Origin of the sequence: Serratia sp. CY32780 (assembly GCF_052169135.1) — a bacterium.
Lineage (GTDB): Bacteria > Pseudomonadota > Gammaproteobacteria > Enterobacterales > Enterobacteriaceae > Serratia > Serratia sarumanii.
Map to the genome: position 1 here is coordinate 484,447 of NZ_JBJNLI010000001.1, position 21,541 is coordinate 505,987.

Genomic DNA, 21,541 nt, shown 5'->3' on the forward strand with positions numbered 1-21,541 from the left:
CCGCCCTGTCTCAATAGAGCTCCAGATGCAGGCGCTGCTGCTCAATCAGCGTCTGCCACAGGTTTTCCGCCCCGTGGGCTTGCTCCAGCGCCGTCGCCACGGCATGTTCCAGATACTGACGATTGCCGCACAGGTAGACATGCGCGCCCCGCCGCAGCAGGCCGCTGACGACACCGGCGTGATCGTCGATGGCGTGTTGCACGTAATACTTGTCGGCGGTGTCGCGCGAAAATGCCGTGATGAGCCGCGTGAGTACGCCCGCCGCGTTCAGCGTGACCAACTCCTCGCCATACAGGAAGTCTTCATCGCGCCTTTTCTCACCGAAGATCAGCACGGTTTCACGCCGTTCGCCCTGGGCGGCCATTTCGCGCAGTAAGCCAATCAACGGTGCGATGCCGGTACCGGTACCGATAAGCAGCACCGGTACGGTGGTATCGCGCGGCAGGTAAAAGCCGGGGTTGGCGCGGCAGAAGAGGCGGAAAGGGCCGGGTTGGCTGAGCAGCCAGCCGGTCGCCGTGCCGCGCCGGGTGCGGCCGCCGCGTTCATAATGCACGTCGCGCACGCACAGATCGAGGCTCTCTTCCCGCGTTGCCGAAGCGATGGAGTAGGCGCGCGGCAGGCAAACGGGCAGCAGCGTCAGCAGGTTCTCCAGCGTGACCGCGTGCGGCGGGCAAAAATCGTGCAGCACGTCCAGCAGATCGGCGCCGTACAGATAACTCTCCAGGGCTTTGCGCTGGCGGATCTTGAGCAAGCCTTTGAGTTCTTCGCTGTCGGCCAACTGCGCCAGTTCGCGCAGCGTCGTTTTGCTGAGCTGGCGCAGCTCCCGACGCCGCAGCGTGTCGACGGCCTCCGGCCTGCCGAGCCAGTCAGCCAGCCGGGTCAATAATCCTTCGTCGTTCTCCGGCAACAGATAGACGGTATCTCCCGCCCGGTAAACGATGCCGCTGCCGGCGATATTCAGCCGCAGGTGCCAGGCCTGTGGCGTGCGTGCGCTGAGCGGCCGCCGTTCGAGGAGGGCGGCGCTGAACGCATGGTCTTCACCGTAGGCGGTTACGCGCAGATGTAAATCGCGGCCGGCCTGGGCATCGCCGGCCAGCACCTTATCCAGCGTCGTCAGCCAGGTTGCGAAGAACGGTTCGAAGTTAACGTCTGCGTCGACGCGATTGACGATGGCGTGGGCGCCGTATTGCGTCAGGCGTGCATCCAGCGCCTGCGTGAAGCCGCAGAAATGCGGGTACGCGGTGTCGCCGAGGCCGAAGATGGCGTAGCGCAACCGGTGGCGGTCAGGCCATTGCGCCAGCGCGTCGGAAAAACGCTCGGCGTTGGCGGGCGGTTCGCCGTCGCCAAATGAGCTGGAGACGATCAGTAGGGCGTCATGCTCGCCCACATCGGCGGGCTGGATGGCGTTGAGTTCTTTCACGACGGGGCGGTAGGGTTGCAGGCTGCTTTGCTCGCCCAGGCGCATCGCCAGCGCCCGGGCGTTGCCCGACTCCGAACCGTAACCAATCAGGATGCGTTCGATAAGGTCGGCCATGGCGGTTACTTGTCGTAGTGGTTGTCGAACTGTTCTTTGGCGAATTCCACCGATTCGAAGTCGGTCATCAGATCGTTGATCACGCGGCGGATGCTGATATAGGCCGCGATATTGCCCTGGGCGTCATACAGCGGCTGCACCGTGGTGTCGACCACGTACAGCACGCCGCCTTTGCCGACGTTCGGAATGATGCCGGTCCAGATGCCGCCCGCCTTGATGGTGTCCCACATCGCTTTGTAAACCGCTTTCGGCACGGAAGGGTGGCGCACGATGCTATGGGGCTGGCCCACCAGCTCTTCCCGGGAAAAGCCGGTCAGCTGGCAAAACAGATCGTTGACGTAGGTGATGGTGCCCTGCAGATCGGTGGTGGAGATCACCATCACTTTATCGAGCGCGGCTAACAGCTGGGCGGAATCGAGGGTCTGACTCATGGTAGGTTCCTTCTCATTAACAACTTCGCGGTGATTGCCACGGCGGATGCCATGTATCCGTCATGACAGTTTTGTAATTGATTCTCATTTGCGATGAATGGTAATCGGGAAATTTATAAGTTGCAATAAAAATGCATCTTTAAAGGCGCAGAAAGATCACGATGAGGCAGGCAGGGGAGAGTCGGCCCGCGCCGGGTGCGGCGGCGGGCCAATCGGGCGGTCTTAGCGGGGGCCTTCGGCCCAGCCTTTGCGTTTACTGGTTTTGCCGATGCCGGGGTTGAAGCTGTTGGTCGGATCGGCGGCGCGGTAGAACGCCTGCAGATCCGGTTTGGCGTGATACAGGTGGCCGACGTTATGCTCCGCCGGGTACTCGGCGCCGCGCCGGTTGAGGATCTCGAGCATCTTTTCTTTCAGCGCGTGGCTGTCGACGCCTTTTTTCACCACGTAGTCCTGATGGAAGACGTGGCACATAAAGTGGCCGTAATACAGCTTATGCACCAGCTGGCTGTCGATTTCCGGCGGCAGCGTTTCAAACCAGTCGGTGTCGTTGCGGCGCAGGGCGATATCCAGCGCCAGAATATCTTCCACCTTGTCGGCGTGCACCGCATGGTAGCGCACGGCGGCGCCGGCGGCGGCGAAGCGGTGCAGGAAGGCCTTTTTGCCTTCGTCAGGGGTGCAGGCGAAGAAAGCGCCTTCGGCCTGGGCGAAGTACTCGGTCAGGTAGCGCTGCGCTTCGTCTACGCCGGGGCCGGCCATCTTCAGCAGCAGGTGATGTTCGAAACGTTCGCGGTAGTCCTTCATGCGCTTCGGCAGGTGGCTCGGCGCCAGATGGCTCAGGCCCTGCATCAGCCGGTCGGTCAGGTTGTGCGGCAGCAGCGGCAGCTTGTTGAGGCTGGCGTCCATACGGCCTTTGAGGGTGAAGAAGCGCGGCATCTGATCGGTGCCGAGCTTGTCGATCATCATGAAGGTGTCTTTGCCGTACACCTCGGCGATGTCGAAGATATCGCGGTGCATGTACTCACCGGCCACCGGCAGGTTTTCGAACTGGCTCAGCATGTGGCGGCGCAGTTCGGTCAGCACCGCGGTGTCGTTGGTGCCGATATAAAACACCTGCTCTTTGCCTTCTTTCTCGAAGGTGTCGAGTCGCACCGCGAACACCGCCAGCTTGCCGGCGCAGCCGGAGGCCTCGTACAGGCGGCGTTTGTCGGCGTTGAAGCGGGAAGGGGTGTCGGCATCGACGTCGCGCACCCGGCTGGCGTACTCGTTATCCGAGGCGCGCAGCTCGCCGTATTCGACGTCTGTCGGGCGATAGTCGCCTTTTTCCAGCCGGGTAAGGATCTCTTCCGGCGTGTCGCCGAGGCGGATGCCCAGATGGTTCACCAGGCGCAACTGGCCGTCTTCCCCGAGCTGGGCGTACAGCGCCATTTCGGTATAGGCCGGGCCGCGTTTCACCAGCGAGCCGCCGGAGTTGTTGCACACGCCGCCGATCACCGAGGCGCCGATGCAGGAGGAACCGATCACCGAATGCGGTTCGCGGCCGTAGGGCTTGAGCAATTTCTCGAGGTGGTGCAGGGTGCTGCCGGGGAAGCCGACCACCTGTTTGCCGTTGTCCAGTACCTGAATATGGTCGAGGCGCAGGGTGCTGACGATGACGATGTCGCGGTCATAGTCGTTGCCGCTGGGGGTCGATCCTTCGGTCAGGCCGGTATTGGCGGCCTGCATGATGACGATTTTGTCGGCGGCCACGCAGGCCTGCAAAATGCGCCACAGCTGCAGCAGGCTGGTGGGAAACACCACCGCCAGCGCCTGGCCTTCGCCGGAGCGGAACCCCTTGCGATAGCGCTCGGTGTTGCGATCGCCGGTCAACAGCTGCGGGCCGCCGACGATGTCTTTAAGCTGGTTGATAAATGCCTGATTGCCTGACTGCATGCTGCCTGTCTCCCTGTCATCCCCGTCGCTTTAACTGCGGCGCCGGAGTGCCGCATATAAACTAAGAGGTTATCAATTAAATGACTTATTAAGCTATCAGCTTGCCAGGCTAATGGCTTGTGGGTTTAGTAGCGCTCGGCGTAGCCGGCCCGGCGCTCTTCGTCGCGCAGCGTCAGGATCTCCACGCCGTCGGCGGTGACCGCCACGGTGTGCTCCCACTGCGCCGACAGTTTTTTGTCGCGCGTCACCACCGTCCAGCCGTCTTTCTTCTGCTTGATGCGGCGGTCGCCCTGGTTGATCATCGGCTCGATGGTGAACACCATGCCTTCCTGCAGCACCAGACCGCTGCCGGGTTGACCGTAGTGCAATACCGCCGGCTCTTCATGCATATCGCGGCCGATGCCGTGGCCGCAATACTCCCGCACGATGCTGTAGCCGGCCTGCTCGGCGTGCCGCTGGACGGCATGGCCGATATCGCCGAGGGTGGCGCCCGGTTTCACCGCGCGAATGCCCTGCCACATCGATTCATAGACGTTGTTCACCAGCCGTTTGGCCAGCGGCGTCACCTGGCCGATGCAGTACATCTTGCTGGAGTCGGCGATGTAGCCGCCGTTTTCCAGCGTGATGTCCACGTTGACGATCATGCCGGAACGCAGGATTTTGCTGGCCGACGGCACCCCGTGGCACACCACGTCGTCGATTGAGGTGTTGAGCACATAGGGGAAATCATACTGCCCTTTGCTGGCCGGGCGCGACTTCAGCTCCTCGACGATAAACGCCTCGGCGCGGTCGTTGATCTCCATGGTGGAGATGCCTTCGACGATGACCTCATCGAGCATAGCAAACACTTTCGCCAGCAGGGCGCCGGAATGGCGCATTTTGGCAATCTCTTCCGGCGTTTTAATCACAATCTGTTTCACCCGACAATCTCCTTCAGCGTCAGCGCGTTATCTTTCATCATCTTTTTTACCAGCTGTGGGTAGGTCAGTTCCGGATGGAACTCCGCCAGCATGCCGATCTTGATCCAGTACTCGGCCTGCGCATTGATCGAACGCGTCATGGTCAGGCTGGCGAGGCGCAGATCGTCATGCAGCGCGTCTGAAATTTTTACGATGCCCATCGGCGTCTCCCTAAGTGAACGATATACGAAGTGTATACGTTTAGGATGGTCGCGATGTGGCATTCCGTGGCGTAAGAAGATTCTGGCGACAACGATTGCCGCCGCCGGGCAATGCGTTTATTGTGATGAACGACTTTTTTGCCATGATTTTTCAGAAGGATTTAAGGCGTGACTAAACTACGTGTTGGGGTGATTTTTGGCGGTAAATCGGCGGAGCATGAGGTGTCGCTGCAGTCGGCCAAAAACATTGTGGATGCAATCGACAAAGAGAAGTTTGACGTCACGCTGCTGGGGATCGACAAACAGGGGCAGTGGCACATCAACGACGCCTCCAACTACCTGCTCAACGCCGAGAACCCGGCGCTGATCGCGCTGAACCGCTCGAACAAGAACGTGGCGCTGATCCCGGGCCAGGAAAAACAGCAGCTGATCGAAGCGGGCAGCGCCGGCGCGCTGGGCCAACTCGACGTCATCTTCCCGATCGTGCACGGCACGCTGGGGGAGGACGGCTCGCTGCAGGGGCTGCTGCGCATGGCCAATATGCCGTTCGTCGGCGCCGGCGTGCTCGGCTCGGCGGTCAGCATGGATAAAGACGTGACCAAGCGCCTGCTGCGCGATGCCGGGCTGGCGGTGGCGCCGTTCGTCACCCTGACCCGCGCCAACCGCGCCGGATTCACGTTTGAGCAACTGAGCGAGCGCCTCGGCCTGCCGCTGTTCGTTAAGCCGGCCAACCAGGGCTCGTCGGTCGGGGTCAGCAAGGTGGAAAACCGCGCCGAGTTCGACGCGGCGGTATCGCTGGCCTTCAGCTTCGATCACAAGGTGCTGGTGGAGTCGGCGATCGTCGGCCGCGAGATCGAGTGCGCGGTGCTGGGCAACGACGATCCGCAGGCCAGCGTGTGCGGCGAGATCGTGCTGAGCGACGCCTTCTATTCTTACGACACCAAATACATCAATGAGCAGGGCGCTCAGGTGGTGGTGCCGGCGGCAATCGCGCCGGAAGTGAGCGACCACATCCGCGAGGTGGCGCTGAAGGCGTTCCGCGCGCTGGAGTGCTTCGGCCTGGCGCGGGTGGATGTGTTCCTGACGCCGGACAACCAGGTGGTGATCAACGAAATCAACACGCTGCCGGGCTTCACCAATATCAGCATGTATCCCAAGCTGTGGGCCGCCAGCGGCGTCAGCTATCAGGCGCTGATCACGCGCCTGATCGAATTGGCGCTGGAGCGCCACCAGCAGGATCGCGCGCTGAACAGTTCGGTGTTCGATCGCTAAACGCGGCAGGGGGCGGCGGTGCCGCCCCCGTCTCTCACTTCACCGTCACATCGATATCGCCGAAATACTTCTTCGACAGCGCCGTCACCGTGCCTTGCTGTTTCACTTTGGCGATGGCGGCATCCAGTTTTTTCTTCAGCGCCTCATCCCCTTTACGCAGGCCGAAGGCGATACCTTCACCGAGGATTTTGTCGTCGCGCACCGCCTCGCCGACGAAGGCGAAGCCTTTGCCGTCCGGCTGCGACAGGAAGCCGCTTTGCCCCGACGGCGCCATCACCAGCGTGGCGTCGAGCCGACCGGCCGCCAGATCGAGGTAAACCTGATTCTGATCCTGATAAGACACCACGTCCACGCCCGCCGGCGCCCAATGGGTTTTGGCGTAAATCTCCTGAATCGATCCTTGCAGCACGCCCACGTGTTTGCCCGCCAGCGATTTGGCGTCCGGCAGCAGGCCGCTGCCGGCTTTGGCGATCAGGCGGTTCGGCACCTGATAGATGGCGTCGGTGAAGGCGATCGCCTGACGCCGCTGTTCGGTCACGTTCATCGCCGAGTTGATGGCGTCGAACTTGCGCGCCTGCAGCGCCGGGATCAGGCTGTCGAACGAGGTTTCCACCCAGCTGCATTGCAACTGCGCGGCGGCGCATACCGCGTCGCCCAGTTCGATGTCGAACCCTTCCAGTTTGCCGCTGGCGGATTTGGATTCGAACGGCGGATACAGCGCTTCCAGGCCGAAGCGCAGGCTGTTTTCCGCCGCCAGCGAAGCGCCGGCGGCCAGCAGGCATCCGGCGGCGAACAGCGTTTTCAATGCTTTCATAGGCAGTGCCCCTTTCCCATGGTTGGACAAAAAATCACACCTGGCTCAGGCGGCGCGCGCCTTCCAGCAGGGTCTCGTTATCTTTGGAAAAACTCAGCCGGATAATGCCGGTATCGGTGCCGTCACTGTAGAACGCCGACAGCGGGATCGTCGCCACCTTCGCTTCGCGGATCAAGCGCACGGCGAAATCATTGTCGCTTTCGTGACTGAAGCCGCTAAAGCGGGCCAGCATGAAGAAGCTGCCGCGGCTGGGCAGCAGCTCAAAGCGCGAATCCTGCAGGGCGCTGGCCAGCAGATCGCGCTTTTGTTGGTAAAACGCCGCCAGCCCCAGGTAGCTATGCGGGTTGGCGAGCGCGGCGGCGAAGGCGTGCTGCATCGGCGTATCGGCGGAGAACACCATAAACTGGTGCACCTTGCGGATCTCGTCCATCAGCGCCGCCGGCGCCAGGCAGTAGCCGACGCGCCAGCCGGTGACGTGGTAGGTTTTACCGAACGACGACACGATCACGCTGCGTTCCGCCAGCTGCGGGTAGCGCGCCATGCTGTGGTGAATATCGCCGTCGAACACCACGTGCTCGTAGACCTCGTCGGACAGGATCACGATGTCGGTGTCGCGGGTCAGGGCGGTCAGACGTTCGATGTCGTGCGCGTCAAACACCGCGCCGGTCGGGTTGTGCGGCGTGTTGACGATGATCATGCGCGTTTTGCCGTTGATGGCGGCGGCCACTTCGTCCCAGTCGACGCGAAAATCCTGCAACGACAGTTTGATCGCCACCGGCGTGGCGCCCTGCAGGCGCACGATCGGCGCATAGCTGTCGAACGCCGGTTCGAAATAGATCACCTCGTCGCCGGGATGCACCAGCGCGCTGATCGCCGAGTACAGCCCTTCGCTGGCGCTGGCGATCACCGTGATTTCTTCGTCGGCGTCATAGCGTGCGCCATACAATCGTTCAGCTTTTTCCGCCAGAGCAGCACGTAACGCCGCCACGCCGCTCATCGGCGCGTATTGGTTATGACCTGCGCGCATGGCTTGCGCCGTTGCCTCGATCAGCTGCGGGTCGCCGGCGAAGTTGGGCGCGCCCTGCGACAGATTGAGGGCCTGATGTTCGGCGCTGAGTTGGCCAATGACGGTGAAAATGGTGGTGCCGACGTCCGGCAGCTTCGAGCGGGATGAACAGGCGCTCTGCATGATGGGCTCCAGGCAAACAGGGAAGTGTTGAGCGATTAAGCATCAGCCGGCGTAGGCGGACAAGGGAAAGTTTGTCATACTTGCCATGCACTACGATCATACCTAATCGAGGCCCGCTATGCCGATATCCCTGCCGTCGCTCGACGTGTTGAAAACCTTCGTGGTGGTGGCGCAACGCCTCAACTTTACCCATGCCGCCCGGCAGCTGCACCTGACGCAGGGGGCGGTCAGCCGGCAAATCCTCGGGCTGGAACAGCGCCTGGGCTATCCGCTGTTCAGCCGCCAGGCGCGCGGTTTGGCGCTGACGCCGCAGGGCGCGCAGCTGCTGGCGCCGGTGCAGCTGGCGCTGGGGCAGTTGGACGAGGCGCTGACGCGGGCCGCCGCCCCGCCGGGGGCGCTGCGCATCAAATGCCCGACCTGCGCGATGCGCTGGGTGCTGCCGCGCATCATTCGCCTGCAGAATGAACGGCCGGACATGCATATTGAGCTGACCGCTTCGGTGTCGCACGGTCTGGATTTCAGCACCGAGCAATTTGACGCCGCGGTGGTATTCGGCCGGCCGCCGGGCAAAAAGCTGAGCGCGCACCTGCTGTTCGACGAAATCCTCACGCCGGTCTGCACGCCGACGTTTCTGCCGCCGGCGCCCCGGTTGGTGGATTTGACGGACAAAACTCTGCTGCACCCGACGCGCGATCGCCGCGACTGGCTGCGCTGGCTGAAGGCGGCGGGCGCCGATACGTTGCCGTCCGGCAAGGCTCAGCATTTCGATACTCTCGATCTGGCGATGAGCGCCGCGCTGCAGGGGTTCGGCATCGCCATCGGCGATCTGTGCCTGCTGGAGGAGGATATTCAGGCGCGGCGTGTCGTGACGCCGTTCCCGCTCTGCGTCAGCAGCGGCGCGGCCTATTATCTGGTCTATCCTGAACGCGGGGCGCCGCCGCCGGCGTTGGCGCCGCTGATCGATTTTCTGGCGGCGGAGGCCGCCGACAGCCGCGCCCGGCTGAAGAATTACCTGCCGATAACCTGTAATGCTTTGTAAACATTAGCGATGCGAATTCCCTTGGCGATGAAACAGAGTGTGGCAAACTGTTTCTTCACTCCGATTAAACCCCGCGGCGTTGGCAGCGGAAACACGCCTGAGATAAAACAAGATGAAATGGCTTTGTGTGGTGAGTATGTTGTCCGGTCTGGCCCTCAGCCCGGCTTTTGCGCAGGAAACGCCGATAACGCAGGGCATTCACGCCCAGCAGCGCGACGCCTTCGTGTCCCATTTGATGAAGCAGATGACGCTGGAAGAGAAGATCGGCCAGCTGCGACTGATCAGCGTCGGGCCGGATAACCCGAAAGAAGCGATCCGCGAGGGCATCCGCAAAGGGCAGATCGGCGCCATCTTCAATACCGTCACCCGCCCGGACATTCGGGTGATGCAGGATCAGGCGATGCAGCTCAGTCGCCTCAAAATTCCGTTGTTCTTCGCCTATGACGTGGTGCACGGCCAGCGCACCGTGTTCCCGATCAGCCTGGGGCTGGCGGCCAGCTTCGATCTGGAAGCCATTGCGCTCAGCGCCCGCGTGGCGGCGCAGGAGGCCAGCGATGACGGTCTGAACATGACCTTCGCGCCGATGGTCGATATCACCCGCGATCCGCGCTGGGGCCGGGTCTCCGAAGGCTTCGGCGAAGACACCTGGCTGGTGTCGAAAATCGCCAAAGTGATGGTCGACGGTTATCAAAACGGCGACCCGGCCAAGCCCGGTTCGGTGATGGCCAGCGTTAAGCACTTTGCGTTGTACGGCGCCGTCGAAGGCGGCCGCGATTACAACACCGTCGACATGAGCCCGCTGCGCATGTATCAGGACTATCTGCCGCCTTACAAAGCGGCGGTGGATGCCGGCAGCGGCGGGGTGATGGTGTCGCTCAACTCGGTAAACGGCGTGCCGGCCACCGCCAACCCGTGGCTGCTGAAAGAGCTGCTGCGTGACCAGTGGGGCTTTAAAGGCATCACCATCAGCGACCATGGCGCAATTAAAGAGCTGATTAAACACGGCGTGGCCGCCGACGCGCGCGACGCGGTACGCCTGGCAATCACCTCCGGCGTCGACATGAGCATGAGCGACGAGTTTTACGACAAATACCTGCCGGGTCTGGTGAAAGACGGGCTGGTGCCTGAAAGCGATATCGATCGCGCCTGCCGCGACGTGCTGAACACCAAGTACGACATGGGGCTGTTCACCGATCCGTATGTGCATCTGGGCCCGGCGGGTTCCGACCCGCAGGACACCAACGCCGAAAGCCGTCTGCACCGCGCCGAGGCGCGGGTGGTGGCACGCAAAACGATGGTGTTGCTGAAGAACGATAAGCAGACGCTGCCGCTGAGCAAGCAGGCGACCATCGCGCTGGTCGGGCCGATGGCAGACAGCCAGCGCGACGTGATGGGCAGCTGGTCGGCCGCCGGGGTGGTCAAGCAGTCGGTGACCCTGCGTGAAGGGTTGGAGCGGGCGGTGGGCGACAAGGCGCGCATTCTTTACGCCAAGGGCGCCAACGTCACGCAGGATAAAGGCATCATCGACTACCTGAACGAGTACGAGCCGGCGGTGGCGTTCGACACCCGTTCGCCGCAGCAGATGATCGACGAAGCGGTGCAGGCGGCGAACAAGGCCGACGTGGTCGTGGCGGTGGTGGGGGAATCGCAGGGCATGGCGCATGAGGCCTCCAGCCGCGCCGATATCACGATCCCGCAGAGCCAGCGCGATCTGATCGCCGCGCTGAAAGCCACCGGCAAGCCGCTGGTGCTGGTGCTGATGAACGGCCGGCCGCTGGCGCTGAGCTGGGAGAGCGAGCAGGCAGACGCGATGCTGGAAACCTGGTACAGCGGCACCGAGGGCGGCAACGCAGTGGCAGACGTGCTGTTCGGCGACTACAACCCGTCGGGCAAGCTGCCGATGACTTTCCCGCGCTCGGTCGGCCAGATCCCGATGTACTACAACCACCTGAACACCGGCCGCCCGTTCGGCAAGGAGAATCCGGGCAAGTACACCTCGCGCTACTTCGATTCGCCGAACGGCCCGCTGTACCCGTTCGGTTACGGCCTGAGCTACACCACCTTCAGCCTGTCGGATCTGAAACTGTCCAGCCCGACGATGGCGCGCAACGGCAAGCTAACCGCCAGCGTCACGCTGAAAAATACCGGCAAGTACGACGGCGCCACGGTGGTGCAGCTGTATCTGCAGGACGTGACCGCCTCGGTCAGCCGGCCGGTAAAAGAGCTGCGCAACTTCAAGAAAGTGACGCTGAAGGCCGGCCAGTCGCAGCAGGTTGAGCTGCCGATTAGCGAAGACGATCTGAAGTTCTACAACGCCAGCCTGAAATGGGGGGCGGAGCCGGGCAAATTCAACGTGTTCGTCGGCCTGGACTCCGACAACGTGCAGGCGCAAAGCTTTACGCTGAAGTAACCCTGTCCCCCTCGTTCGCCGCGCTGAGCGAGGGGCATCTATTCATTCCCGCTAACGTCATCGGAGCTTGCCTCATGAAACGCTATCTGGACTGCAGCGCCAGCGATCTGGCCGATATCGGCAAAGCCGATCTGCTCTACGCCATCCGCGCCAGCGAAGGGCGCATCTTGGTCAGCGAAACCATCGCGGTCACTCAGCCGCTGCTCAATAACGTCACCAACGCCGAGCTGGCGGCCAGTCAGGGCGCCGACCTGCTGCTGCTGAACCTGTTCGACGTCGACCATCCGCACATCGCGGGCCTGCCCGCCGACGTGCCGCCGCAGGAGGCGCTGCGCACGCTGCAGCGCCTGACCGGGCGGGTGATAGGGGTGAACCTGGAGGCCGTCGATCCGGCCTTCGCCACCGAACATAACGATTTCTGGCAGATGACGGCGGGTCGTGCCGCCACCGCCGAGAATGCCCGCAAGCTGTATCAACTCGGCGCGCGCATGCTGGTGCTGACCGGCAACCCGAACAACGGCGTCAGCAATCAGGCGATCGCCGCCGCGCTGAAAGCGATCCGCGATGAGGTGGGCGACGAGATGGTGCTGGTGACCGGCAAGATGCACGGGGCCGGTATCGTGCGCGAAAGCGGCAGCCAGCTGATCGGCGAGCAGGATATCGCGCTGTTCGTGGAGAACGGTGCGGACATCGTGCTGTTGCCGGCGCCCGGCACCATTCCCGGTATGTCGCAGGAGAAAGTGGCGGCGCTGATCGCTTATGCGCAGCGGCAGGGCGCGCTGGCAATGACGGCGATCGGCACCTCGCAAGAGGGGGCCGACGTGCAGACCGTGCGGCAGATTGCGCTGATGAGCAAAATGGCCGGCGCGGATCTGCACCATATCGGCGATACCGGCTATCTGGGGCTGGCGCTGCCGGAAAACATCTTCGCTTACAGCGTGGCGATTCGCGGTGTGCGCCACACCTACAGCCGCATGGCGCGCTCGGTGAACCGCTAAGCCTGGGGCTTTTGCGCCGTCACGATGCTGAAATAGCCGAGCGACGGCAGCACCTGAGCAGGCCCGAAGCCGACGTCGTGCAGCAGGTCGCCGATTTCCCTGCCGGAGTATTGGCGGCCCTGCGTCCATCCCATCATCATCAGGCCGCATCCCGCGGCGGCCAAAGGCTGCTGATCAAGTTCCAGAAATAACCGAAATAATGCGGTTTTTTTAACAAAAAGGGTTCCGCTTCCGGCGTAAGATGAAATGTTTCGCCGTCTCTAGCGATCAATTTCAATGCCAATAGCGCCATGATCAACGTTTCCGCCGGGCGTCTTTCCACATTGGCCTGAGCGCATATATCGGTCAGGTTGCGGGGGGGCAGAGCAATAAACTCAAAGATGCCCAGGCGATGCGCGATAAGCACCGCTGGATAGAGATATAAATTCATCGTGATATCGAGAAGGGGTTTTCGTCGCATTGCGGCGGCCGGACGGCATGATTCATGTGAATCCCCTTCCACTAAGGCATGACACATCTTAACAGGCTATGCCACGCCGGTGGTTTTGGCAAAGAGGGGCACGCAATTGACCGCAGGCCAACGCTTCCGTTGTAAATAATTCCTGGGTGAGATTATTTTTACTATGAATTGAGCGCGGCCAATGCCGAACGTGCAAAAATGACAGCGGGCGGAGATTATTACCCCGGCATGCGTTTTTATTTTATTGAGGCTTAACTTAATCACCGCTATTAATGTATTAGGGTTGTGTTAATCTAGGCCGCCATTATACCGTACCGATATTCACACTGTATTTGTGAATAATTAAAAATTAAATAATTCATTATTAAAACGAGTTAACAATGAAAAAAAACATTCTGACCGGCATGATTGCCGCGACTCTGGGCCTGTTCAACACCGCTAACGCTGAAGGGATGGATCCTGCCGCATTGAAAAACGTCTATGACATCACGCGCAATACCGCCGGGTTGATGTCCTACTGTGTCGATAAAGGTTTCCTGAAAGCCGACAGCATCGACAACGCCAAGAAAATGGTGGCCTACGTGGCGGCTATTCCCGGCGGCGTCGACACCCGCGACGGCGACAAGCGCGAAGCGATGGGCCGAGAAGGCAATGTGCTGAACGACGACGGCAAAGTGGTCGCGTTGGAAAAAGAAGCGCCGCAGGGGCTGCAGGCATGGTGCCAGCAGGCTGACGAAGGGATCCGCCAGGGGCTGACGTCTATCGGTCAGTAAGTCTTCTTCACGCGCCCTTACAGGGCCGATGGGATCCGTCGCCACACCGGCGGATCCGCTTCCAGGATCGCATTCACGCCTCGTTTTACCTCCCGAGTACCCGCATCCGGTTTGATCCCGCTGATTGTTTCGCCATGCACATCGCTATATTATTTGCTATACAACGATAATCAACCGGTCACTGCCATGTTTAACTTTCTCCCGCGCCTGCTGTTGGCGCTTGTTTTGTTTTCCACCGCCGCCCAGGCGGATCGCCAGGTCACCGATCAGCTCAATCGCCAGGTCACGCTGCCCGATCGCATCACCCGCGCGGTGGTGCTGCAACACCAGACGTTGAACCTGTTGGTGCAGCTTGATGCGATGCCTCAGGTGGTCGGTGTGCTCAGCAGTTGGAAAAAGCAGCTGGGGCCAAACTACCTGCGGCTGGCGCCGACGTTGGCAACCCTGCCGATGCCGGGCGATCTGACTTCGGTGAATATCGAGAGCCTGCTCGGCCTGCATCCGCAGGTGGTGTTCGTGGCCAACTATGCGCCGCCGGAGATGATTGCGCAGATCGAACGGGCGGGCATTCCGGTGGTGGCTATCTCGCTGCGCCGCGAGGCGGCCGATCAGGCGGGTAAAATGAATCCGCAGCTGAGCGATGAGGATCGGGCCTATACGCTGGGGCTGCAGGACGGCATTCGCCTGATCGGCGAGGTGATGTCGCGTCAGCCTCAGGCAGAAGCCCTGATTAAGGACGTCATTCAGCAGCGCGCGTTGGTCGCCGAACGGCTGCGCGATCTGCCGGAAAATCAGCGGGTGCGGGTGTATATGGCCAACCCCGATCTCACCACCTACGGCGCCGGCAAATATACCGGGTTGATGATGCGGCACGCCGGTGCGCTCAACGTAGCGGCGAAGGACATTCAGGGGTTTAAACAGGTTTCTATCGAGGATGTCCTGAAGTGGGATCCGGCGGTGATTTTCGTGCAGGAGCGCTACCCGGAGGTGGTGAAACAGATCCTGACGTCACCGCAGTGGCAGCCGATCGACGCGGTGAAGAATAAGCGGGTCTACCTGATGCCGGAGTACGCCAAGGCCTGGGGGTATCCAATGCCGGAAGCGATGGCGTTGGGTGAGTTGTGGATGGCGAAAAAACTTTACCCGCAGCGTTTTGCCGATATCAATCTGCAGCAGCGGGTCGACGCTTACTATCAACGTTATTACCGCGCCACCTGCTGCCAGAGCGGGCAATGAGGCTGGGCTGGCTGGCATTGTTGACGCTGTGCTGCGCGCTGTTTTCGCTCGGCGTTGGCCGCTTTCAGGTGCCAATAACGCACAGCCTGATGATTTTGCTGGAGCCGTTCACCGGGCAGCATTATGCCGGCATCGATGCTATCCAACGCCAGGTGATCCTGGTTGTGCGCGTGCCGCGAGTGCTGTTGGCGATGGGCGCCGGCGCAGCGCTGGCCCTGTGCGGCGCGGCTTTGCAAGGCGTCTTTCGCAACCCGCTGGTCGACCCGCATATCATCGGCGTGTCGTCCGGCGCGGCCTTTGGCGGCACGCTGGCTATCCTGCTCAGCCTGCCATTGGCGGCGCTGCTGCTGTCGGCTTTTGTTTTCGGCATGGCGGCGCTGCTGTTGATTTTCACTCTCACCAGCGCCATTGCGCGGCGCAATATTCTCTCTTTGGTACTGGCGGGAGTGATCCTCAGCGGCTTCTTCTCAGCCTGCGTCAGCCTGATGCAATATCTGGCGGATACCGAAGAGAAACTGCCGAGCATCGTGTTTTGGCTGCTCGGCAGCTTTGCCACCGCCGATCGGCAAAAGCTGCTGATGCTGTTTGTGCCTTTGCTGTTGGCCGGCGGCTTGCTGTTGGCGCTGCGCTGGCGCATCAATCTGCTGTCGTTGGGTGATGAGGATGCCGGTGCATTGGGCATCAACGTTGAGCGCACCCGCTGGCTGATTTTGACGCTGTGCGCCGCCATCGTGGCCGCCCAGGTGGCGGTCAGCGGCAGCATCGGTTGGGTCGGCTTGGTGATCCCGCACGTGGCGAGGCGGCTGGTGGGGCCGGATCACCGGCGCCTGTTGCCGGCTTCACTTTGCCTGGGGGCCCTGTACATGCTGGTGATCGACGATTTGGCGCGCACGCTGAGCAGCAGCGAAATCCCGCTGGGCATTCTGACCGCGCTGATTGGCGCGCCGCTGTTCGCGCTGCTGCTGCGTCGCGCGCAAGTGAGAGGCTGGCATGACTGACACCTTATTGGCCGCCAGGGGCGTGAGTTTCGCCTGGCCGGGCGGGGCTCCGCTGTTCCAACATCTGGACATTCAGCTGCGGCGCGGCGAAGTGCTGGCGATATTGGGCCCGAATGGGCGTGGCAAGAGCACGCTGCTGCAGCTGTTGTTAGGCAGCCTGACGCCGCAATCCGGCGAGATTGAGCGCCACGGTGAGATGGGCTTTGTCCCGCAGCACTTTGCGCCGCCGTTCGCCTATCGGGTGCTGGATATCGTATTGATGGGGCGGGCGCGCCATGTCGGCCTGTTCCGTTCACCGTCAGCCGAGGACCATCGGCTGGCGAGAGAAGCGTTGCAGTCGTTGGATTTGCAGCACCTGGCAGAGCGCGAGTTTGGCAGCCTATCCGGCGGTCAACGTCAATTAGTGATGATCGCCCGCGCGTTGGCGATGCGCTGCGAGGTGTTGATCCTGGATGAACCGACTTCGGCGCTGGATCTGCATTATCAGGATCGGGTGTTGAGCCTGATGGCGAGCCTGGCGCGGGAGCAGCAGTTGGCGGTGGTGTTCTCTACGCATCAACCCAATCATGCTCACGCGGTGGCCGATCGGGCTTTGCTGTTGGGCAAGGAAGGGCGCAGCCGGCTCGGTGCCTGCCGCGAGGTGTTAACGGCGCAATCCCTGTCACCCCTGTTCGAGCTGGCGATCGAACGGGTGCCGCTGACGGTGGCGGGCCGCCGCTACGCGACGCTGGTGCCGCTGTATCGCAGCCAACTGGAGCGACATGATGAGTGATATCCTGCTGTTTGCCGCCGGCAGCCTGCGGCTGGCGTTTGCGCCGCTGCTGTCGGCGTTTCAGCGGCGCGCCAGGCAAAAAGTCACGGCGGAATTCGGCCCGGCGGGGTTGTTGCGCCAGCGGATAGAGAATGGCGAGCGGCCACAGCTGTTCGCCTCGGCCAACGTGGCGCACCCGCAAAGGTTGGCGGATCTTGGGATAGCGGGGGCGGTGCAGATTTTTGCGCGCAATCGGCTCTGTGTGACGGTACGCAACGTGCCGGCATTAACCGAACGTCCGCTGCCGCAGGTGCTGTTCGATCCCCACTGGCGCCTTGCTACCTCGACACCGGAGGCAGATCCTTCCGGCGATTATGCGCTGCAGCTTTTCGAACGTTGTGAGCAATACTGGTCGGGGCAAGGGGAAGCGTTGCGCCGCCGGGCGCTGCCGTTGGTTGGCGGCAGGGATTCTGCCCCGGTGCCGGCGGGCCGATTGGCAGCGGAATATCTGATCGCCGGCGGGCAGGCGGATATTTTTCTCGGCTACGCCAGCTATGCTCCGGCCTTAGCCGCCTACCCGACGTTGGCGGTGCGGCCGTTGGCGCCGCCGCTGGACATCGAGGCGGATTACGGTTTATGCCTGTTGGATGACGGCGCGCAGCGGTTAGCCGCATTTATCTTGAGCGAACAGGGGCAGGAAATCCTGAGCCGACACGGGTTTATGCGGCGCGCGGAATGACTCGCCGGGCCTGGCGGCCCGGAGAATGTTACCAGAACAGCGGGGTGGTGTTTTCAGCCAGAAACGCCAGCAGGATTTCGTTGACCGCCGTCGGGTTTTCCTTGTTGCTGATATGCCCGGCGTTGGGGATCAGCACGTGCCGACAGCCGAGAAGATCGGCCATGCGCTGGCCTTCCGCTGGCGGGCGCGGTTTATCCTGCGCGCCGGTGATGACGATGCTGGCGGCGGTGATGTTTTCCAGCAGCGCCAGCTTGTCGGGGCGACCGAAGATCATCCGGCCCAGCGGGACGATGCTCTCGCGCAGGCGAGCGGCGGGCAGGCTCTGCAGATGGGCCAACAATGGTTGCGACAACGCATCGGGTACTTCGTCGGAATAAAACTGCGCGGCGATATACTCCAGCAACGGCGAGGTGATGGCGCCGGCCTGTTCAACGGCCGCCAGCATGCCCATATAACGCTGCCGCGCCTCCGGCGTTTCGTCGCCCAGATAGCTGTCCATCAGCGCCAGCACCTTGACCCGCTCAGGCGCCAGTGCTGCCAGTTCGGCGCCCCACATGCCGCCGACGGACAGGCCGACGATGCCGAACTCTTCAATATCCAAATGATCCATCAGCGCCAAATGATCGGCGGCGATATCCGACAGGCTGTTTCGCCCGGCCGGCAGCGCCGGTGAGTCGCCGTGGCCCCAGAGATCCGGCACGATCAGGCGGTAGCGTTTCGCCAGCGCTTCGAACTGCGGTGCCCACATGTTCAGATCGAACAGATAGCTGTGGCCCAGCAGCAACGGAAAGCCTGAGCCCACGTCGAGATAATGCAGGGATTTGCCCATCGTTGGCATCTTATCGGTTCCTTATATAAAGAGAGTCCGGCTGCTTATATCACACTCATATTCAACCTGCGGTATTAATTTACCTTAAATTACTTAGGTAAATCCTTATTTTTAATTTCTCTTGATAACAAGACGTCAATGAAAGGTAACGCTAAGGATAATATTCTGGTGACGATAAGCGCCTTGGTTTATGCTGGCGCTCCTTTCAAGATGGAATAGCTAAACAGGGAGTCACGATGAAAAGACTTTTCAGACTATTAATTATTTTGCTTGTCATTTTGCTGCTGGCGGCGGTGCTGTGGTGGTTCTTCGGGCGTGGTAATCCGAATGCGCTGTGGCAAATCGTCAGCCAACAGTGCGTGCCCAATCAGCAGCAGAACAACGATCCGGCGCCCTGCTTAAAGGTTGATTTAACACAGGGTTATGTGCTGTTTAAGGACAGCAAAGGCCCCTATCACGATCTGGTGATGCCAACCGAAAAGGTCAGCGGCATCGAGAGCCCGGCATTGCAGACGGAGCACGCGCCGCCTTATTTCGCCCAGGCCTGGAATAACCGCGAACATATATCCGGCGAGTTGGGTAAGCCGTTAAAAGATGCGTGGCTTTCGCTGGCGGTCAATTCGAAATATGGCCGTTCTCAGGATCAGCTGCATATTCACGTTGCCTGCCTGCGTCAGGATGTCTATAACGCGCTGGGGCAACAGGCGGAGCAATTAGATCAGCAGTGGCGCCCGCTGGCGGTGAAATTAGTCGGCCACCAATATCTGGCCAGAAAATTGGCGGGCACCGATTTAACCCAGGAAGATCCTTTCCGTTTGCTGCACAACTATGTGGTCGAGCAGGGCGACAGCATCGGCAATTATGGCCTGGCGCTGGCGGTCAGCCCGCAGGGCGAGATGCTGCTGTTGGCTAACCGTTTGAAGTTGACCGATCTGAACTTGGGCTCGGCCGGCGAAATTCAGGACTACCACTGCGCGGTGGCGGGGAACTGAGTTTTTCTTATCGCTCCCCGCGTTGTCGGGGAGCAAATCTGTAAAAATGCGATATATCGCTCTGTATTAACTGGATTTTATTTTATTCCGCGACATCTGCTTGATCCTGTCATAACGTCCGATCTATTATTTGTTTGCACAAGCAAATAAATAAGCGAGAGCATTCCGGTATGTCACAACCACGCAAACTTCCTGCTGCGCTGGGCATCCATCTGGATGTGACCAATCGCCTGTGGCGCACGGCGATGGACCAGTCGGTAAAAATGACCAATCTGACGCGCCCGCACTGGCTGGCGCTGAGCGCGATTGCCGATTTGGGTGATGGCTGCACCCTGAAAGACGTTTCCCAGCATTTGAACGCCGAAGTCTCGACGATGTCGCGTGCGTTACTGTTTTTGGAAAAAAATCGGCTGATCGCTCGCGATGCCCTGTCTGAAGATAAGCGCGCTAAAGGCGTGAGAATGACCGTGGCCGGGCAGGAGATGCTGGCGCAGTTGGATCACTCCAGCCAACAGGCACGGCAAAAGCTGCTCAACGGCATTTCGGCCGGCGATCTGGAGGCTTTTTACCGCGTATTGTTTGGCATCAAACATAACGCGATAGCGATGCTCGAACAGGAAAATCTATTGCCGGACGAGTTTGCGCTGTTGGCGGAGGAGCGCGCGGGAGCGATGAAGCCGGAAGGTGAAGCGTGAACGGCCGCTGGCGGAGAGCACAACAGCTGTGCGTTATCGCGTTGGGGATCTTCTCCTGCCCGGTCTTCGCCAGCCAAAATGACCAACAGGTCATCGCACGCGGAAAATACCTGGCGATCGCCGCAGATTGCGCGGCTTGTCACCGCGGCAGCGCCCAACAGGACGCCCCCTACGTCGGCGGTTATGCCATCGCTTCGCCGATGGGCGATATCATCGCCAGCAATATCACGCCCGCCAAAGGAACCGGCATTGGCGACTACAGTGAGCCAGAGTTTCGCCGCGCGTTAACGCAGGGCATCCGGCGAGACGGCCAACCCTTGTATCCCGCCATGCCCTATACCGCTTATCGGGGGCTGAGCGATGACGATCTGCACGCGCTGTATCGTTATTTCATGGCCGGCGTCGCCCCGGTCGATCGCGCGGTGCCTGAGACCCAACTGGCGTTCCCTTTTTCCTGGCGTTATGCGATCCACGGCTGGAACTGGCTGTTTCTGAAAAAAACGCCCGTCGATGAAGACGTGAAAAAAGCGCGTGGTCGCTATCTGGTGGATGTTTTGGGGCATTGCTCGGCGTGCCACAGCCCGCGCAACGCGATGATGGCCGAACGCGACGATCGCTATCTGGCGGGCGGGGAGGCCGGCGGTTGGATCGCGCCGAATATCACCTCGGATCCCGTCAGCGGCATCGGCGGCTGGAGCAGGGAAGAGTTGGTGCAGTATTTGCGTACCGGGCGCAATGACAAAGCCCAGGCCGCCGGCGGCATGGCGGAGGCGGTGGAGCACAGCCTGCGTTTCCTGAGCGACGACGATCTCGACGCCATCGCCGACTGGCTTAAACAGACGCCGCCGATCGCCACCGCGCAAGGAACGAAAGCGGCCTATGCCTATCAGGGAGGCGGTGAAGGCCGTGCCGCCGGGCAGGCGCTGTATGCCGCTGCCTGCGCCAGTTGCCATCGCCTGGGCGGCGAAGGCGCCTACGACGGCCATTTCCCTTCTTTGACAAACAATTCCACCGTAGGCAGCGAGCAGGCCAATAACCTGATCATGGTGATGCTGCATGGCGTGCAGCGCCAGGGAGAGACGCTGCAAACCTGGATGCCGGGATTCGCCGACAGCCTGGATGACCGGCAACTGGCCGAGCTGGGCAATTACGTATTGCAGCAATTCGGCAATCCGGCGGTCAGGATAACGCCGCAGCAAGTGGCTCAGCTGCGGGCTGGCGGTGAGAAACCGTGGTTGATCGCGTCACTGCCTTATGTGTTTTGGGGCGGGGTATTGCTGGCATTGATCGTCATCGGGGCGTGGGTGAAACGTCGGGTGAAGCGTTGAGCGA

Annotated in this window: 22 protein-coding genes; 12 read left to right on the forward strand and 10 right to left on the reverse strand. The window is 61.1% G+C overall.

Annotated features, from left to right (window positions below; all coding sequences use genetic code 11):
- Positions 1–10: 10 nt before the first annotated feature.
- From ACJ8HH_RS02430 to ACJ8HH_RS02450, 5 genes are all read right to left on the reverse strand, one after another.
- The gene (locus ACJ8HH_RS02430) at positions 11–1,534 is read right to left on the reverse strand and encodes a flavodoxin domain-containing protein (RefSeq protein WP_060421293.1); all 1,524 of its coding nucleotides are present in this window, start codon (positions 1,532–1,534) and stop codon (positions 11–13) included.
- Between the two features lie 5 nt (positions 1,535–1,539).
- Positions 1,540–1,965: a PAS domain-containing protein gene (locus ACJ8HH_RS02435; protein WP_033647052.1), complete on the reverse strand. Its 426-nt coding sequence runs from the start codon at positions 1,963–1,965 to the stop codon at positions 1,540–1,542.
- A gap of 222 nt (positions 1,966–2,187) precedes the next feature.
- On the reverse strand, positions 2,188–3,894 hold the full coding sequence (gene dld, locus ACJ8HH_RS02440; protein WP_060451394.1) for a D-lactate dehydrogenase: 1,707 nt from the start codon (positions 3,892–3,894) through the stop codon (positions 2,188–2,190).
- A 125-nt stretch (positions 3,895–4,019) separates the two neighbouring features.
- On the reverse strand, positions 4,020–4,814 hold the full coding sequence (gene map / locus ACJ8HH_RS02445; protein ID WP_047568762.1) for a type I methionyl aminopeptidase: 795 nt from the start codon (positions 4,812–4,814) through the stop codon (positions 4,020–4,022).
- Positions 4,811–5,014, reverse strand: coding sequence for a ParD-like family protein (locus tag ACJ8HH_RS02450; RefSeq protein ID WP_006324220.1), 204 nt, complete (start codon positions 5,012–5,014; stop codon positions 4,811–4,813). The genes map and ACJ8HH_RS02450 overlap by 4 nt, the downstream gene beginning before the upstream one ends.
- Positions 5,015–5,182: 168 nt before the next feature.
- Here ACJ8HH_RS02450 and ddlA point away from each other — a divergent pair, with 168 nt between their 5' ends.
- On the forward strand, positions 5,183–6,286 hold the full coding sequence (gene ddlA, locus ACJ8HH_RS02455; protein WP_033637551.1) for a D-alanine--D-alanine ligase: 1,104 nt from the start codon (positions 5,183–5,185) through the stop codon (positions 6,284–6,286).
- A gap of 34 nt (positions 6,287–6,320) precedes the next feature.
- Here the strand turns inward: ddlA and ACJ8HH_RS02460 are convergent, their stop codons facing one another.
- Both ACJ8HH_RS02460 and ACJ8HH_RS02465 read right to left on the reverse strand, forming a co-directional pair.
- Positions 6,321–7,100, reverse strand: a complete 780-nt coding sequence (locus ACJ8HH_RS02460; RefSeq protein WP_033647048.1) for an ABC transporter substrate-binding protein — start codon at positions 7,098–7,100, stop codon at positions 6,321–6,323.
- A 34-nt stretch (positions 7,101–7,134) separates the two neighbouring features.
- On the reverse strand, positions 7,135–8,289 hold the full coding sequence (locus tag ACJ8HH_RS02465; RefSeq protein ID WP_060420038.1) for a methionine aminotransferase: 1,155 nt from the start codon (positions 8,287–8,289) through the stop codon (positions 7,135–7,137).
- Between the two features lie 118 nt (positions 8,290–8,407).
- Here ACJ8HH_RS02465 and ACJ8HH_RS02470 point away from each other — a divergent pair, with 118 nt between their 5' ends.
- From ACJ8HH_RS02470 to ACJ8HH_RS02480, 3 genes are all read left to right on the forward strand, one after another.
- A complete protein-coding gene (locus ACJ8HH_RS02470) occupies positions 8,408–9,328 on the forward strand; it encodes a LysR substrate-binding domain-containing protein (protein ID WP_060451395.1) in 921 nt (306 codons plus the stop codon).
- 112 nt (positions 9,329–9,440) lie between these two features.
- A complete protein-coding gene (gene bglX, locus ACJ8HH_RS02475) occupies positions 9,441–11,738 on the forward strand; it encodes a beta-glucosidase BglX (protein WP_060451396.1) in 2,298 nt (765 codons plus the stop codon).
- 74 nt (positions 11,739–11,812) lie between these two features.
- Positions 11,813–12,736, forward strand: coding sequence for a DUF7916 family protein (locus tag ACJ8HH_RS02480; RefSeq protein WP_033637556.1), 924 nt, complete (start codon positions 11,813–11,815; stop codon positions 12,734–12,736).
- Here the strand turns inward: ACJ8HH_RS02480 and ACJ8HH_RS02485 are convergent.
- Together ACJ8HH_RS02485 and ACJ8HH_RS02490 are read right to left on the reverse strand one after the other, a co-directional pair.
- The gene (locus ACJ8HH_RS02485; protein WP_230120453.1) at positions 12,733–12,876 is read right to left on the reverse strand and encodes a hypothetical protein; all 144 of its coding nucleotides are present in this window, start codon (positions 12,874–12,876) and stop codon (positions 12,733–12,735) included. The two genes, ACJ8HH_RS02480 and ACJ8HH_RS02485, sit on opposite strands and share 4 nt — an antisense overlap.
- Positions 12,876–13,166, reverse strand: a complete 291-nt coding sequence (locus ACJ8HH_RS02490) for a methyltransferase dimerization domain-containing protein (protein WP_060418503.1) — start codon at positions 13,164–13,166, stop codon at positions 12,876–12,878. The genes ACJ8HH_RS02485 and ACJ8HH_RS02490 overlap by 1 nt, the downstream gene beginning before the upstream one ends.
- A 410-nt stretch (positions 13,167–13,576) precedes the next feature.
- Here ACJ8HH_RS02490 and ACJ8HH_RS02495 point away from each other — a divergent pair, with 410 nt between their 5' ends.
- From ACJ8HH_RS02495 to ACJ8HH_RS02515, 5 genes are all read left to right on the forward strand, one after another.
- On the forward strand, positions 13,577–13,969 hold the full coding sequence (locus ACJ8HH_RS02495) for a hypothetical protein (RefSeq protein WP_033647042.1): 393 nt from the start codon (positions 13,577–13,579) through the stop codon (positions 13,967–13,969).
- Positions 13,970–14,155: 186 nt separating this feature from the next.
- Positions 14,156–15,205 (forward strand): ABC transporter substrate-binding protein, encoded by a 1,050-nt coding sequence (locus ACJ8HH_RS02500; protein WP_033647041.1) that lies wholly within the window; start codon positions 14,156–14,158, stop codon positions 15,203–15,205.
- Complete coding sequence (locus tag ACJ8HH_RS02505; protein WP_033647040.1) at positions 15,202–16,203, forward strand: FecCD family ABC transporter permease; 1,002 nt, start codon at positions 15,202–15,204, stop codon at positions 16,201–16,203. Before ACJ8HH_RS02500 ends, ACJ8HH_RS02505 begins: the two co-directional genes overlap by 4 nt.
- Positions 16,196–16,975 carry an ABC transporter ATP-binding protein gene (locus ACJ8HH_RS02510; RefSeq protein WP_033647038.1) on the forward strand — a complete coding sequence of 260 codons (780 nt, stop codon included), beginning with the start codon at positions 16,196–16,198 and terminating at the stop codon, positions 16,973–16,975. Before ACJ8HH_RS02505 ends, ACJ8HH_RS02510 begins: the two co-directional genes overlap by 8 nt.
- Positions 16,968–17,693, forward strand: coding sequence for a substrate-binding domain-containing protein (locus ACJ8HH_RS02515; protein ID WP_079656313.1), 726 nt, complete (start codon positions 16,968–16,970; stop codon positions 17,691–17,693). Before ACJ8HH_RS02510 ends, ACJ8HH_RS02515 begins: the two co-directional genes overlap by 8 nt.
- 28 nt (positions 17,694–17,721) lie before the next feature.
- On the opposite strand, the gene ACJ8HH_RS02520 is transcribed toward ACJ8HH_RS02515, so the two are convergent.
- Positions 17,722–18,522: an alpha/beta fold hydrolase gene (locus tag ACJ8HH_RS02520; protein WP_079656314.1), complete on the reverse strand. Its 801-nt coding sequence runs from the start codon at positions 18,520–18,522 to the stop codon at positions 17,722–17,724.
- A 236-nt stretch (positions 18,523–18,758) separates the two neighbouring features.
- On the opposite strand from ACJ8HH_RS02520, the gene ACJ8HH_RS02525 reads away from it, so the two are divergent.
- The 3 genes from ACJ8HH_RS02525 to ACJ8HH_RS02535 all read left to right on the forward strand — a co-directional run bounded on the left by ACJ8HH_RS02525 (position 18,759) and on the right by ACJ8HH_RS02535 (position 21,537).
- The gene (locus ACJ8HH_RS02525) at positions 18,759–19,514 is read left to right on the forward strand and encodes a CDP-diacylglycerol diphosphatase (protein ID WP_033637562.1); all 756 of its coding nucleotides are present in this window, start codon (positions 18,759–18,761) and stop codon (positions 19,512–19,514) included.
- A gap of 170 nt (positions 19,515–19,684) precedes the next feature.
- Entirely contained in the window at positions 19,685–20,209 is a 525-nt protein-coding gene (locus tag ACJ8HH_RS02530; RefSeq protein ID WP_060451397.1) for a MarR family winged helix-turn-helix transcriptional regulator, read from the forward strand.
- Positions 20,206–21,537: a c-type cytochrome gene (locus ACJ8HH_RS02535; RefSeq protein WP_060451398.1), complete on the forward strand. Its 1,332-nt coding sequence runs from the start codon at positions 20,206–20,208 to the stop codon at positions 21,535–21,537. Before ACJ8HH_RS02530 ends, ACJ8HH_RS02535 begins: the two co-directional genes overlap by 4 nt.
- Positions 21,538–21,541: the final 4 nt, after the last annotated feature.